This is a genomic window from Armatimonadota bacterium (genome assembly GCA_031432545.1).
GTDB lineage: Bacteria > Sysuimicrobiota > Sysuimicrobiia > Sysuimicrobiales > Sysuimicrobiaceae > Caldifonticola > Caldifonticola tengchongensis.
The window spans coordinates 1-14656 of sequence record JAVKGX010000004.1 but is presented as its reverse complement, the minus strand read 5'-3'; the positions used below and the strand labels follow the sequence as shown (position 1 = coordinate 14656).

General features: G+C 70.0%; 12 protein-coding genes and 1 tRNA gene. 10 read left to right on the top strand and 3 right to left on the bottom strand.

Annotated features, from left to right (window positions below):
• The 10 genes from QN163_05660 (at position 1) to QN163_05615 (ending at position 7841) form a co-directional block, all read left to right on the top strand.
• On the top strand, positions 1-894 hold the full coding sequence (locus QN163_05660; GenBank protein ID MDR5683495.1) for a cobalamin-binding protein: 894 nt from the start codon (positions 1-3) through the stop codon (positions 892-894).
• Positions 895-902: 8 nt separating this feature from the next.
• The gene (locus tag QN163_05655) at positions 903-1727 is read left to right on the top strand and encodes an ABC transporter ATP-binding protein (protein MDR5683494.1); all 825 of its coding nucleotides are present in this window, start codon (positions 903-905) and stop codon (positions 1725-1727) included.
• Positions 1724-2395 (top strand): (d)CMP kinase, encoded by a 672-nt coding sequence (gene cmk / locus QN163_05650; protein MDR5683493.1) that lies wholly within the window; start codon positions 1724-1726, stop codon positions 2393-2395. Before QN163_05655 ends, cmk begins: the two co-directional genes overlap by 4 nt.
• A 38-nt stretch (positions 2396-2433) precedes the next feature.
• Positions 2434-3066 (top strand): lysophospholipid acyltransferase family protein, encoded by a 633-nt coding sequence (locus tag QN163_05645; protein ID MDR5683492.1) that lies wholly within the window; start codon positions 2434-2436, stop codon positions 3064-3066.
• A 51-nt stretch (positions 3067-3117) separates the two neighbouring features.
• Complete coding sequence (gene ispH, locus QN163_05640) at positions 3118-3969, top strand: 4-hydroxy-3-methylbut-2-enyl diphosphate reductase (GenBank protein MDR5683491.1); 852 nt, start codon at positions 3118-3120, stop codon at positions 3967-3969.
• 42 nt (positions 3970-4011) lie between these two features.
• Positions 4012-5352 carry a ribosome biogenesis GTPase Der gene (der, locus tag QN163_05635; protein MDR5683490.1) on the top strand — a complete coding sequence of 447 codons (1341 nt, stop codon included), beginning with the start codon at positions 4012-4014 and terminating at the stop codon, positions 5350-5352.
• 16 nt (positions 5353-5368) lie between these two features.
• Positions 5369-5962, top strand: coding sequence for a glycerol-3-phosphate 1-O-acyltransferase PlsY (plsY, locus tag QN163_05630; GenBank protein ID MDR5683489.1), 594 nt, complete (start codon positions 5369-5371; stop codon positions 5960-5962).
• Between the two features lie 39 nt (positions 5963-6001).
• Complete coding sequence (locus QN163_05625; protein MDR5683488.1) at positions 6002-7033, top strand: 2-dehydropantoate 2-reductase; 1032 nt, start codon at positions 6002-6004, stop codon at positions 7031-7033.
• Positions 7034-7110: 77 nt separating this feature from the next.
• A tRNA-Pro gene (locus QN163_05620) sits at positions 7111-7187 on the top strand.
• A gap of 126 nt (positions 7188-7313) precedes the next feature.
• Complete coding sequence (locus QN163_05615) at positions 7314-7841, top strand: DUF402 domain-containing protein (protein MDR5683487.1); 528 nt, start codon at positions 7314-7316, stop codon at positions 7839-7841.
• Between the two features lie 30 nt (positions 7842-7871).
• Here the strand turns inward: QN163_05615 and QN163_05610 are convergent, their stop codons facing one another.
• The 3 genes from QN163_05610 to QN163_05600 form a co-directional block, all read right to left on the bottom strand.
• Complete coding sequence (locus tag QN163_05610; GenBank protein ID MDR5683486.1) at positions 7872-10160, bottom strand: xanthine dehydrogenase family protein molybdopterin-binding subunit; 2289 nt, start codon at positions 10158-10160, stop codon at positions 7872-7874.
• Positions 10161-10317: 157 nt separating this feature from the next.
• The gene (locus QN163_05605; GenBank protein ID MDR5683485.1) at positions 10318-13401 is read right to left on the bottom strand and encodes an HD domain-containing phosphohydrolase; all 3084 of its coding nucleotides are present in this window, start codon (positions 13399-13401) and stop codon (positions 10318-10320) included.
• A 908-nt stretch (positions 13402-14309) separates the two neighbouring features.
• On the bottom strand, positions 14310-14656 hold a 347-nt coding region (locus QN163_05600), incomplete at its 5' end, for a transposase (GenBank protein ID MDR5683484.1).

Genomic DNA, 14656 nt, shown 5'->3' with positions numbered 1-14656 from the left:
GTGCGGTCCGTGCGACGGCGCGCGCGTCGCCTGCGCTGCGTGGGCTGTCTGGTGGCACTTGGGGCGGCGCTGGCCGCACCGGCGGTCGGCGCATCTCCCCTGGTCGTCACCGACGCCCTCGGACAGCGGCTCGTGTTTTCCGCGCCGCCGAGACGGATCGTCTCGATCGCGCCGAGCGTCACCGAGATCCTGTTTGCGATCGGTGCGTCCTCACAGGTCGTGGGGGTGTCTTCGGCGGACGACCATCCTCCAGATGTGCGGCACAAACCGCGCGTGGGCGGTGTGCACCTGGATTACGAACGGATCGCCTCCCTCCGCCCGGATCTGGTCGTGGGTGTGGCCGGCCTGCAGCGTCCGGCGCTGGAGCGGCTCCGGGCGCTGGGACACCGTGTGATGGCGATCGACCCCCGAACGCTGCGGCAGACGTACCAGGCGATCCTGACCCTGGGCGCGGTCACGGGGCGTGCCGGTGCGGCCATGGCCGTCGTCGAGGGCATGCGGGGGCGCGAGGCGCGCGTCGTGCAGGCGGTTGCCGGCCTGCCCAGACCGCGCGTGTTCGTGGAGGTGTGGGATCAGCCGTTCATGACCGCCGGACGCGATACCTTCGTGGACGACCTGTTGCGGCTGGCGAGAGGCGCCAACGTCTTCGGTGACCTCGTCGGGTGGCCGCAGGTCTCCGAGGAGCAGATCGTTGCCCGCGACCCCGAGGTGATCCTGTCGATGGGTACGAGCGCGCAGCGGATTCTGGGGCGGGAGGGGTGGGGGCGGATCGCAGCGGTGCGGAACCGACGGGTCTACGCATTGACACCCGCGTGGGTGTCGCGGCCCGGCCCCCGACTGGTGTTGGGCCTGGAGCAGATCGCAAGCCGGCTCCACGCCGACCGGTTCCGGTGACGGCGCCCGTGAGTGCGCGCCAAGATGGCCCGTCCGCACGGGGACGGCATCTGTCGGCGGTGGAAGTCCACGACCTTCGCGCCGGCTATGGGGACGTCGACGTGCTGCGGGGCGTCTCGGTGTCCATCGGGCACGGCGTACTGGCCGCAGTGTGCGGGCCGAACGGCGCCGGCAAGACGACGCTGCTTCGCTGCGTGGCGGGGTTGCTCAGGCCGTGGGGAGGTGGGGTGCGCGTGGGCGGCTGGGCGATCGGCGATCTGGGACCGAGGGATCGGGCGCGGCTGCTGGCCTACCTCCCGCAGGACCCGGCGTCGCCGGTGGGGTTCACCTGCCTCGAGGTAGTGACCATGGGCCGGTATGCCCACGCCGGAGGGATGGCTTGGTCCGCGGCGGACCGTCAGGCGGCCTTTCGTGCGATGGAGCGCACCGGGACCGCGCACCTCGCCCGCCGGCCCTTCCACCAGACCAGCGGCGGCGAACGGCAGCGCGTGCTCTTGAGCCGCGCCCTGGCCCAGGGTGCACGGGTGCTGGTCCTCGACGAGCCGACCGCACACCTGGACATCGCGCACCAGGTCCAGGCGATGCGCCTCCTGCGCTCGCTGTGCGGCGAGGGCATCACGACGATCGCGGCGATGCACGAGCTGAACCTCGCGGCACTGTTCTGTGACCAGATCGCCCTGTTGAGCGATGGGCGGGTGGTCGCGCACGGACCGTCCGCCGAGGTCTTGACCCCGGGGCTCGTCAGGAAGGTCTACGGCGCGGAGGCCCTGGTGGCGTCCCATCCCCAGACCGGCGGGCCGGTCGTGTTGCCGTCGTTGGAGGGGCAGCCATGAGGCGCCCGATGACGATCGCGATCGACGGTCCGATGGGCGCCGGCAAGGGAACGATCGCGCGCCTGCTGGCGCAGAGGCTCGGATACCGCTACGTCGACACCGGGGCGATGTACCGGGCGATCGCATGGAAGGCGCTGCAGACCGGCGTCGACCTGCACGATCGGCACGCGGTGGCCGAGCTCGCGCGCCACACGCAGATCCGGCTGGAACCCGCCGAGGGGGGGATGCGGGTGATGTGCGACGGGGAGGACGTGACGGCGGCCATCCGTTCGCTGGAGGTGAACGCGGCGGTGTCTGCCGTGGCCTCCAACCCCGGCGTGCGGTCGGTGCTGACGGAGCGGCAGCGGCAGTTGGCCCTGTCCGGTGGGTTGGTCATGGAGGGGCGGGACATCGGGACGGTCGTGCTCCCCCACGCCGACCTGAAGATCTACCTCGACGCTTCCCTAGACGAACGCGCGCGCCGACGCTGGGAGGAGCTGCGCGACCGGGGCGAGGACGTCCCGCTCGACGAGGTCAAGGAGATCCTGCGCCGGGACGACGAGGTCGCCACGGCCCGCGAGGTGGCGCCGCTGCGACGGGCGCCCGACGCCCACCGCATCGACACCACCGGCAAGACGCCCGAGCAGGTCATCGAGGAGATCCTGGGGCTGGCGCGAAACAGCCGGTAGGCCCCTGCCTATCGAAGAGTCGGTCGCGACGGACGGGTATGTACTGGATCAGCAAGTTCTTCTTTACGCTCATCCTACGCGCGCTGTTCGGCATGCGGGTGACCGGCCGCGAGCACGAACCCCGACGCGGTCCGTTCATCGTCGTGTCCAACCACTGGAGCGCTTTCGACCCTCCGGTCTTGGGCTGTGCGCTGCGCAACAAGGTGCACTTCATGGCCAAAGAGGAACTGTTCCGCATCCCGGTGCTGCGGAGCTGGATGCGGGCCGTTGGGACGTTTCCGGTGCGCCGCGGCGAGCCCGACCGGGCGGCGATCCGGGCCGCGTTGGAGATCGTCCGTCGCGGCGGAGTGCTCGGGATGTTCCCGGAGGGCACGCGCAATCCGCGCGGCTACCTCCTGCCGGCCGAACCCGGGGCAGCCTTCCTGGCGCTGCGGGCGCGCGTACCGATCCTGCCGGTCGGCATCCTCGGGACGCTGGACGTGCTGCCCAAGGGCGCAAGAATGCCGAGACTGCGCAGGATTCGCGTGCGCATCGGACCACCGATCCACCTCGACGACATCCCACAGGAAGATGCGATCCGGGAGGTGAGCGACCGCATCATGCGGGCCATCGCCGAGTTGCTGGGCGTCGAACCACCGGTGCACGAGAAGGCGGCGAGCACCAAGGGGTAGCCGGCCGACGGTGTGCTATCCTTGGGTGGAGCCGGCGTCGTTGGGTTGCTCATGAAGATCGTCGTCGCCAAGCACATGGGATTCTGCGGGGGCGTCAAGCGTGCCGTGGAGATGGCCCGTCAGACTGCACAGGCTCACTCCGGGCCGGTGTTCACGTGGGGGCCGCTGATCCACAACCCGCAGGTGGTCGGCCGCCTGCAGGAGGCGGGTGTGCGTGTGGCCGAAGCCGTGGACGACCTCGCGGGCGAGGCGTTCGTTGTTTCCGCCTACGGTGTCGAGCAGCGGGTGCTGGACGCGGTGCGCGAACGGGGAATGGAGGTCGTCGACGCCACGTGCCCTGTGGTGACACGGGCGCATGCGCTGGCTGACCGCCTCGTCGAGGAAGGGTACTTCCTGGTCGCCATCGGAGACCATGGGCATCCGGAGATGGTGACGCTCAAGGAGAAACTGGGGGATCGCGTGGCGATCGTCCACACGCCGGAGGAGGCGTCGGCCCTGCGGCTGCGGGGCAGGGTGGGCGTGATCTCCCAGACGACACAGTCCATGGAAAACTTCCGGCGCATCGTCGGAGAGATCGTCCTGCGGGTGAAGGAAACCAAGGTCATCAACACACTGTGTCCGGCGATCACCGTGCGGCAGGAGGAGGCCAAGCGGATGGTCGAAGAGGTGGACGTGCTGCTGGTCGTCGGCGGGCATCACAGCGCGAACACCACGAGGCTCGCGGAGATCGGACGCGCCCGTGCACTGCCCACGTACCACATCGAAACGCCCGACGAGATCCGTCCGGACTGGTTCGCTGCCGACAGCACCGTGGGCGTCATGTCCGGCGCGTCCACGCCTGACTGGATCATCGAGAAGGTCCTGCTGCGGCTGGACGAAATCCGCCTCTCGTTGGGCGCGTGACGCTCTCGATTCGCCGTCTCGCATCCGCCTGGTTGCGATGCCATGCGTCCGCTGCCCGTGGTCGCGATCGTAGGCCGGCCGAACGTGGGGAAGTCGGCCCTGTTCAACCGCATCGTCGGCCGCCGCCTAGCGATCGTGGAGGACACCCCGGGGATCACCCGCGACCGCCTCTACGCGGAGGCGGACTGGGACGGCCGTCGGTTCGTCGTGACGGACACCGGCGGCATCGTGGTCGACGCGCAGGACCCGATCGTCGAGCAGGTGCGGCGCCAGGCTGAGATCGCGGTGCGCGAAGCCGACGTCGTCCTCCTCGTCACCGACGTCCAGACCGGCATGGTGCCGGACGACGCCGAGGTGGCGCAAGTCCTGCGCCGGGCACGCGTGCCCGTGCTGCTGGTCGCCAACAAGGCCGACAACCCCCGCCTGGCCGAGGCGGCGGCTGAGTTCCATCGGCTGGGGCTGGGCGAGCCGATCGCGGTATCCGCCCACCACGGGATCGGGGTGGCGGAACTGCTGGACGAGGTGGTGCGGCGGCTTCCCGACGGCCAGGCCGCTCCGGGGGAGGCGGCCGACACGGAGGAAGCGGTACGGGTTGCGTTCGTCGGCCGTCCCAATGTGGGGAAGTCGTCGCTCGTCAACGCGCTGGTGGGCACGGAGAGGGTGATCGTCGACGACCGTCCGGGCACCACGCGCGACGCGGTCGACACCGTGCTCCGCCGGGGGGGACGGACGTTCGTCCTGGTGGACACGGCCGGGATGCGGCGGAGGTCCCGCGTGCACGAGCGGGTGGAGGTCTACGGCGTGAGCCGCGCCCGCCGGGCCATCGCCGGGGCCAACGTCGTGGTGCTGGTCGTCGACGCTTCGCAGCGGGTGACAGACCAGGATCAACAGATCGCGCGCTACGCGGCGGAAGCCGGTCGGGCGATGGTCATCGCCGCGAACAAGTGGGACCTCATGCGCGGGGCCGACGCGGCCGAACATGCCAGGCGGCTGCACCACGAGCTGAGGCACGTCCGGTTCGCTCCGGTGGTCTTCGTGTCCGCCAAAACCGGACGCAACGTCGCAAGGATCCTCGACGCCGTCGAGCGCGCGGACGCCGCGCATGCCCGCCGGATCGCCACCGGGCCGTTGAACCGGGCGATCGAGGAAGCAGAAGCCGCCGTGGCGCCGCCGGCCGACCGCCGCGGGAGGCGGTTGAAGATCTACTACGCGACGCAGGTGGCGCCGCGCCCGCCGACGATGGTCCTGTTCGTCAACCACCCCGAGATCGCAGACCCGGCGTACGTGCGTTACTTGGAGGGCAGGCTGCGGCAGGCGTTCGACTTCGAGGGAACGCCGCTGCGCCTGTTCGTGCGCGCTCGCAGGGCGGGTTCCAGAGCCTGAGGAATCGGTGGCCCCGATGGTCGGCGTCCTGGCCGTCGCTCTCGGTTACGTCTGTGGCTCGCTTCCGACTGGGCTGGTGGCGGTGCGGGCCTTCCTCGGCGTCGACATCCGCCAGCACGGCAGCGGCAACATTGGGACGGTGAACGTGTACCGGGTGGCGGGGCCGCTGCTGGGGGCGTTGGTGCTGGTGGCGGACGGGCTCAAGGGGGCCGTTCCTGTGTGGGTCGCGCAGCGTGCCGACCTCGACGCCGGGTGGGCCGTGGCCGCCGGGCTCGCCGCGATCGTAGGCCACAACTGGTCGGTCTTCCTGCGCTTTGCCGGGGGCAAAGGGATCGCGACGAGTTTCGGCGTCGTGCTGGCGCTGTCGGCCGGTGTGGGGGCGGTGGCCGTGGCCGTCTGGGTGGCGGCGGTCGCCGTCACGCGCTTCGCGTCGGTCGGTTCAATACTCGCGATGCTGTCCGTGCCGGTTGCGATGCTGGTGCTGCGGAAACCGGTGCCCTACGTCGTCTTCGGCGCAATCGCCGCGGCGTTGGCCCTGTACCGCCATCGGTCGAACATCCGGCGGCTGATCGAGGGCAGCGAACTCCGCATCGGTGACCGCGCGCAGTGAGCGAGGCCCCATCCTCGGGTGTGGGGGAGCCGGCGCACGATGAACGTCCTCGTGTACGGTGCGGGCGCACTCGGGTCGCTCATCGGCGGGTACATGGCCGCGTCCGGCCACCGCGTGACCCTCATGTGCCGTCGGGAGCACGCGGACGCGATACGGCAGGACGGGCTTGAGCTCGTCGGCCCCTACGGCGGAATCCGATCCCGGCCGTTGCCGGTCACACGGCTGTCGGACGTCCCCTACGCCCCCGATGTCGTCTTCCTGACCGTCAGGGGGTATCAGACGGAGGCGGCGGCTGCCGACCTGGCCGATGGCGTCGGGGATTCGGTGCGGGTGGTGGCGATGCAGAACGGCGTCGGTCACGAGCAGACGCTGGCGGGCCGTCTGGGCGCTGGCCGGGTGGTCGCGGGCGCCGCCACCATCGGCGCATCGCTTGTCTCACCCGGACGGGTCGTCCGCCATAATCGGGGGGGCATCGGGGTGGCGCCCTGGCAGGGCGCGGAGGTGGGCGACATCGCCCGGATGCTGGCCGCCTCGGGTCTGCGGACGCGCGCCTACCGGCGTGGGGTGGACCTGAAGTGGTCGAAACTCTTGCTGAACCTCGTCGCAAACGCCACCTCCGCCATCCTCGACATGTCTGCAGCGGAGATCTACCGGGACCCGGTGGCGTTTGCGATCGAGCGTCGGATGCTGCGGGAGGCGCTCTCCGTGATGCGCACGGTGGGCGCGCGGGTCGTCAACCTGCCCGCCTATCCAACGCGGCTGCTCCCGTCCGTCATCGCCATGCCGTCGCCGTTGGCCCGCGCGCTGCTCGCACCGAGGGCCGGCGCCGGCCGCGGCAGCAAGATGCCGTCGTTGTGGTACGACGTGCACCAGACGGCGCGGGAGTCGGAGGTCGTCTATCTCAACGGCGCCGTATCGCGCATCGCCCGCGAGGTGGGGATGGCGGCGCCGGTCAACGAGGCCCTGACAGCGGTCTTGCTCGAGTTGCTGGCTGGCGGTCGGCGGCGCGAGGCCTTTTGGCGGAACCCCTTGGCCCTCGCCCAGCGGATCGGCATCTCCGACACGATCTGAGGTGGCGCATTCCGATCGCGCGCGCTCGTCGTGTGGCCGGCGCGCGTGGGGCGCGTGTTATAATGCGGCCGTCCGGTCGGGCCGTAGCGCAGCCTGGTAGCGCGCCTGAATGGGGTTCAGGAGGTCGGCGGTTCAAGTCCGCCCGGCCCGACCAGTCGCTTGGCCAAGGAATCGTATCGAGGGCGGGTCGCGTGACTTGCCCGGAAACCGCCGACCTCCGGTCCGGGGTCCCCGGCAAGTCGTGGTTGCCGGTTCGGGGGCGGGGAACCAGTCACCACCCATGATCCCCCCAGAACGCGTCATCGGCCGGCTCGCCTTCGAGTTCGTCCGACCGCCGTCGCACCGCCTGCGCATCGAGTCGGAACTCCTCGAGGCGAGCGAAAAGAAGATCGTCCTCGCTCACGCGTTGTCGCCCTCCAGGCCGCTGCGACACCTCGGGGAGGTGGTCTTGGACACCGGGTACTGGGCGGTGTGGTTCCTGTTCAAAGGGCGGCCCTACGACGTCGGCCGCGTCTACCGTCCGGATGGAAGCTGGATGGGGTACTACGTCGACGTCCTCAAGCCGGTGCGGTGGCGAGGAGCGGACCCGAAGACCCTGGAGCCGCTGGTCGATCTGTTCCTCGACATCTGGGTGGCGCCGGACGGAACCTATTCGGTCTTGGACGAGGACGAGTTCGAAGAAGCGATCCGCAAGGGACACCTGAGCCGAGTACAGGTGATCCAGGCACGGACGACCCTCCGAAACCTCACAGCAGCGATCGACCGGGCGGAGTTCCCGCCGGCTGCGGTGAAGGCCTACCGGTTATAGTCGGCCGACGCTCCGGCACGGGCACCGACCTCACTGCGTCTGCCGGAGGGCACGCCATATCCGTTCCGGGCGCAGGGGCATGTCCAGGTGGCGGATGCCAAAAGGTGCCAGCGCGTCGACGACCGCGTTGACGAACGCCGGGGTGCCACCGATCGTCCCCGCTTCGCCCACACCCTTGGCGCCCAGGGGATTGGTCGGGGAAGGTGTGACGGTGCGATGCGTCTCTATGGGCGGGACGTGGGCGGCCCGCGGAACCGGATACTCCGCGAGGGTCAGCTGCAGCGGCTGCCCGCCCGCATCGTAGGCGACCTCCTCGAACAGGGCCTGGCCCATGGCCTGGACGATACCACCGTGGATCTGTCCTTCTACGAGCAGCGGATTCATGACCACGCCGCAGTCGTCGACGCTCACGTAGCGCAGTACGCCCACCTGGCCCGTGCCGGGGTCGACTTCGACGACACACAGGTGTGCGCCGAACGGAAACGTCGAGTCGCCGATCGAGAACGTCGCGCTCTCCTCCAGACCCGGTTCCGACCCTGGGAACCACCTGCGGGTGCTGTGCGCCAACTCGGCGACCTCGGCTACGGAGAGCACGCGGTCGGGCACCCCCCGCACCGCGATCGCCCCGTCGCGGACCTCCAGGTCCCGCACGGAGGCTTCCAGCACGTGCGCGGCGATGCGCAGCATCTTCTTGCGGACCCTGTCGGCCGCGCGGAGGATGGCCGACCCGCCGACGACGAGCGTGCGGCTGCCCCCCGTTCCCATTCCCGTCGGGACCGCCAGCGTGTCGCCGTGCACGATCTGCACGCGGTCGGGCGGGATGCCGAGGCGGTCGGCGACGATCTGCGCGAAGGCGCTGGCCGCTCCCTGCCCGTGGGGGGAGGTGCCGGTGTAGACGACGGCGCTGCCGTCGGGCCCCACCCTCACCGTGGCGCGTTCCCATCCGAACGCGCACACTTCCACATAGGTCGACAACCCGATGCCGACGTAGCGCCCGGCCTGACGCGCGCGTCGTTGTTCTTCGCGTAGCCGAGCGTAGTCGGCGCGCTCGAGCAGCATGTCGAGCGCTCGTCGGTAGTCGCCGCTGTCGTAGCGCAGGCGGGTCGCGGCGCGGTAGGGAAAGGCGCTCTTGGGCAGCAGATTGCGCCCGCGGACCTCCGCAGGATCGAAGCCGAGTTCGGCCGCCACCAAATCCATCGCGCGCTCCAGGTAGTACGTGGCCTCCGGTCTTCCCGCGCCGCGATAGGCACCCGTCGGTGTCTTGTGCGTATAGACCTCGACGACCTCAGCGTCGATGTTGCGGATCGAGTATGGACCCTGGAGCATCCGCAGCGTCAGCGTGGGGACCTCGGCGGTGGTGGTCAACAGGTAGGCACCGACGTCGGCGACGATGCGGGCACGCAACGCCAGCACCTTGCCGCGTCGATCGCAGGCGACTTCGAGGTCGCAGACCTGGTCGCGTCCGTGTGCGGTCGCCACCAGGCTCTCGCGCCTCGTCTCCACCCACTTCACGGGTCGCCCGAACCGCTGGGCGAGCGCGGCCACCAGCACGTCTTCGGGGTAGACGTTGAGCTTGACCCCGAAGCCACCTCCGACGTCCGGGGCGATGACCCGCACCCGGGTGGTCGGGAGATCGAGCACCTCCGCGAGCGTGTCGCGCAGGTCGTGCGGTACCTGGGTGGAAGACCACACCGTGAGGGTGCCGCGACTGCCGTCCCACGCCGCGGCGGTGCCCCGGGTCTCCATGGGGATGCCGGCGACCCTCTGGCTTCGGATGCGCTGCCGGATCACCCGGTGCGGGCGCGCGAACGCCGCATCGGGGTCTCCAGCGCGGATGCGCCTGCGATAGGCGACATTCGTGGCCAGGTCCGGATGCACAAGCGAGCGGTCTTCGACTGCCTCCAGCGGATCCACGAGGGCGTCGAGGGGCTCGTAGGCGACTTCGACGGCGTTGGTGGCGTCTTCTGCCGCGGGGCGGCTTGCCGCGAGCACTGCGGCGACGGGCTGTCCTACGTAGCGAACCACGTCACGGGCCAGCGGAGGGTGCAACGCGGGGTTCGCTCCCCGTGGCACTTCGGCCGGAACGGCGTCGATGTCCAGATCGGCAGCGGTGAGCACCGCAACCACACCCGGCTGCTGGGTGGCCTTCGCGGGATCGACACCGAGCACGCGCGCGTGGGCGTGCGGACTGCGCACCACGACCAGATGCAGCGCACCCGGCAGGGCGAGATCGTCGAGGAACGCCCCCTGGCCGCGGATCAGCTTCGGATCCTCGATCCGTGGCATCCGCCGCCCGGCCCAACTCGGACCCTGCGCCATCTCCGACTCCCGTGCACGGTGTCGGTGCTTATTGTACCGGTGGGTGCGGCAGACGTCAGGAAGCGACGGTGCTTTCGAGTCGATCGTTCCGTGGGCGGACGAGCCTGAAGGCCTGGGCGGCCTGGGGAGAGGGCCGCGCTGGACTCGCGCCGGGGCTTTACACCGCCCGTGACTCTGCCAAAAGGTCCAAGAACACCTTCACCACGTTCGGATCGAACTGTGCTCCGGCGCCCCGCCTGAGCTCGGAGGCGGCCTCGGCGTGGCCTCGAGCCACCTTGTATCGCCGGTGTTCGGTCATCGCGTTGTAGGCATCGGCGACAGCGATGATCCTCGACCCCAACGGTATCTCCTCGCCACGCAGGCCATCGGGATACCCGGTGCCGTCCCACCGCTCCTGCTGGTGTCTCACCAGCTCGGCGACCCTCCGCAGGCCCGGGGCGGGTCGCAGCATCTCGGCACCGATGACGGGGTACTGACGCAGCAGCGCAGCCTCGTCCTTGGACAGGGGGGAGGTCTTGCGCAGGATTTCCTCGGGGACACCGACCTTTCCGACGTTGTGCAGCAGGGCCGCCCAGCGGACATCTCGGCTCTCTTGATCGGAGCAGCCCAGCCGACGGGCGACGGCCTCGGCCCAATGGGCCACGGCACTCCCGTGCCCGGAGCCCAGGGCGTCGTGCGCGTCCATGGCGCGGGCCAGCGCGAGCACCACGTCGATGTACGCGCGTTCCAGATTGCCGGCCGCCTGCGCCCGGCCGATGGCGTCTGCGACCGGGTCCGCCAACGTCTGCAGGCGCCGCAGGTCGAGGTCGTCGAACGCCTCGCCCGCAGACCGGCGCGCGACGCACAGCGCTCCGATCGCCGAAGGCGGCCCACCCAAGGGCACGATGAGCGTGGAGCCGAACCCGGCGCGTTCGGAGAAAATCGGATCGCCCTGTGGCCAGTCGATCCGTCGCGGTCGGCCGCTGCCGATCACCTCCGCGAGGACACCCGACAAGGGAAAACTCGCATTCGCAAGCGCCTCCAGGGGCCCCTGTACGTGGCACAGCGTGAGGGACTCGCCTTCGGGGTCCAACAGCGCGAGGGCCGAGTGGTCGGCTCGCATCAGATCGGCGGCGCGTTCCGTGGCGCGCACGCAGACCTCCCGCAGGTTGTAGGTCTGGCGGAGGCTGGCCGCCAGCTCGCGCCCGGCTTCCAGGTCGGCGGCTTGCCGCAACAGGTCCTCCCAGGTCTGGCGCTCGGCGGAGACGTCGCGCAGGCTGAGCACGACACCTCCCACGGCGGGGTCGAGCATCTGGTTGCGGCCGACGAACTCGACCCACCTGGACTCGGCATCCGGGCGCAGCAACCGGGCTGCCCAATCGGTCGTGGCGTCCGGATGCGCATACAGCCTGACGAGCGCGGCATCGACGGTGGCGCGGTCTGCGGGGTGCACGAACTCCGCGAGCGGGCGTCCTGAGACTTCGTCGAGAGGAAGGCCGAGGAGGTCGGTGGCGCGCGCGTTCACGTAGCGCACGATGCGCCCGCCGTCCAGGACGGCCATCCCCAGTGGGTGCCGGTCGACGATCGCCCGAAACCGCTCCGTCTGCGACGTGGGGTCGGCCCGGCGCCGGCTTAGGATCCAGCCAAAGTGGCGCGCGGCGGTCTGGACCACGTCCAGGTCGGCTGCACAGAAGGCGCGATCCGTGGCGCTCTCGACACTGAGGACGGCCTCCAGACCCTCAGAGGCCAGTGCAACGTGAACCCCTTCCAGCCCTTCCCCGGTGAACGCAGGGTCGGCACCGGTAGGCCGGACCATGCGCGGGCGGCCTTCGAGCACGGCCCCCAGGGCCGCCCCGTCGTGCACGGGAAAGGTACGGGCCGGCTCGCGGGGACCGATGTGATGCGCCCGCACCCACAGGTCCCCTTCACGTACGTACACGGCGCCGCCTGTGGCCCGCAGCAACGAGACTAGGGTGTTCAGGCATCCAGCCGCGGCTTGCTCGGATGCGTCCGAGTCGACCCAACTCTCCAGTAGGCGGCGCTCGGCCTCCAGAGCGGCCCGCTCGCCCTGCGCCCGATCCAGCCCGACGTGCAGCGAGGCCACGGCCTGCGCGAGGCCGACGAGCCTCATCACAGGGGCGACGTACTGATCACCCGATGGGGGATCCCCTTGCTCCCACGCCAAGCAAACGATACCCCGGACGAGCGCGCCGGCGGCGGTCACGGCAAGGGCGCGGCCGACACCGCCGGGGGCAAGCCCCAACTCGCGAGCATGCGGCCCGTCGACATCCAGCCATACGGCTTCACCCCATGGGAGCGGCAGGTCGGGCCGCAGACGATCCCAACAAGCGCCTTCCCATCCGCCGACGGCGACATCGGCCAGCAACCGCTGGTCCTCCATCGCCCACAGACGTACGACTCCCAAGTCTGCACCCGCGAGCGCGCAGGCACGGTCGACCAGGGTCTGGGCGATTTCCGACACAGTCTGGCGCGTCGTCAGCAGGCCGACGGCTTCCGACCACTCGTGCCACCACCGTGGATCGCCAGGGCCCCAGGGGGCGCTGGGCGTGAGGGCGAGGTCAGTGCCCACGAGGATCGCGCCGTCGGGAGCGCCGGAGGTGCCGGGAGCGGGTGCGGCGTACCAGCGGTACCCCTCGCAATCGACGGTCGATGGCTGGCCGCTGCGCAGGGCGCTGCCGGCCGCTTCGACGAGAACCGCAGGAGCCGGTCCCTCGTCGAACGGGGCATCTTCGGCGACTGAGGCGCCCAGTGCGGACCGGGCCTGCGGATTCGCAAACCTCACGCGCAGTTGGGCGTCGACGCGTACTACCGGTAGCGGCAGCTCGCTCAGCACGGTCCGCTCGGGCGTCTGGCCCGCAAGGCGCACCAGATCGGTTACGTCGGTCGCGCAGGCCACGACGCCGACGACCCTGCCGATCCCGTGGCGTACCGGGGCCGTGCGCACGAGGTACGTGTGGCCGCCGCGGGCGAACTGGTAGCCGCCGGTCTCACCGTGCAGGGCGCGCAGGTGCGCCGCGAGGGGGGGATAGGAGGGGTCGGTCGTCTGGAAATACTCGTATACCGTGGCACCAACCACTCGCGTCGGATCGAGATCCAAGTCGCGCGCGGCCAGCCCTCCCGCTGCCACGAACCGCAACGCAGCGTCCGTGGCCCAGATGGCCTCCGGCATCTGCTCGACAAGCCAGTGAGAAGGAATTCGGCCCTGTACGAACACCTGTCGGTTGGTCTCGTCCGTGGTCATCACCGCTCCCCGCGGTCGACCCGCAGTGTGGAGCCTTCGTGTGCGGGTTCGGTAGCAAGACCGGTGCCATGCTGAGTGGGCAAGGGAATGGTAGGTGCGGCGAGGGACCTACACGGGGTAGAATCCGTTCGACGCCACATCTACCATGAGGATCGAGCGCACCCGATCCGCAGTCTTTACGGAACGCGTGAGGGCCATCGTGGCGGCGGTGCCCGTTGGTAGGGTCGTGACGTACGGGCAGGTGGCCTCCCTGGCGGGGCGTCCGGGCGCCGCACGGGAAGTGGGGTGGATTGCTCACGCAGGCGGTGTCGGGCTGCCGTGGTATCGCGTGGTCAACGCGACGGGCGGCCTCGCCCGAGGCTACGAAGGAGGAAGGCAGGGCCACCGCGCGGCTTTGGAGACCGCCACCCGCAGGCCAGAAGCCGCTAAATTACGCCATTTGCCGACGCAGGCTCCAGTTTCAACCGGATTTCAAACGCGAACGGGTGTTTGCTTCCAAAACTTACTTCCCGCGGCTACGACCGGGTTCCCCACCATGATGGCCCTGCGCCCCGGTCAGGCCCGCAGCAGCCTCTTCCAGGCGCTGCTCCCTCGCCCTCTGCGCTTCCACCAGCTCCTCGGTGGTCTGCCGGAGCTTCGGGACCTCCGCAGGCAGGTGGTGTACCAGCCGCGGGAGGCACAGCAGCTCCTGGCGGAGCAGAAAGCCCGAGACTCGACCCTCCGCTCCGGCCGCTCCTCCAGGAGCCTTACCAGCCTGTGAAAGTCCCGAACGCTGAACACCATTCCCTCGTCCAGCTCACCCCAACGGAGCCAGCTCTCGCGAGGCCGCCTCACCTCCAAAGGCCGAGTATCGGTCCCTTGCCCGCTCAACCCCCTTCCGTGAGGTTCCGTCAAAAGTGTGTAAACACTCAGGCGGCGACCTCCTTCCCGGCGGCCTCGATCCCGTCCTCGTACCGGACCCCCACGTAAACCTTGGCCAGCAGCTCCGGGGCGTTCAGCCGCCGGAACCTCGTCTGGGCCACCATCAGCATCCTCCAGATCACCGCCGTGGCCCGCTCCACCTTCTTGAACCGCTTGGCCGCATCCGTCCGTAGCCGCAGCGCCGCAAAGGGGGATTCCACCACGTTGACTGTCCGCAGGTGCCGCCAGTGCTCCTGGGGGTACCGGTAAAACGTCACCATTCGGTCCCAGTCCCGTCCCAACGTCTCCGCCGCCTTCCCGTCCCCATGCTGCTGGCACCACCCCTCGAACTCCT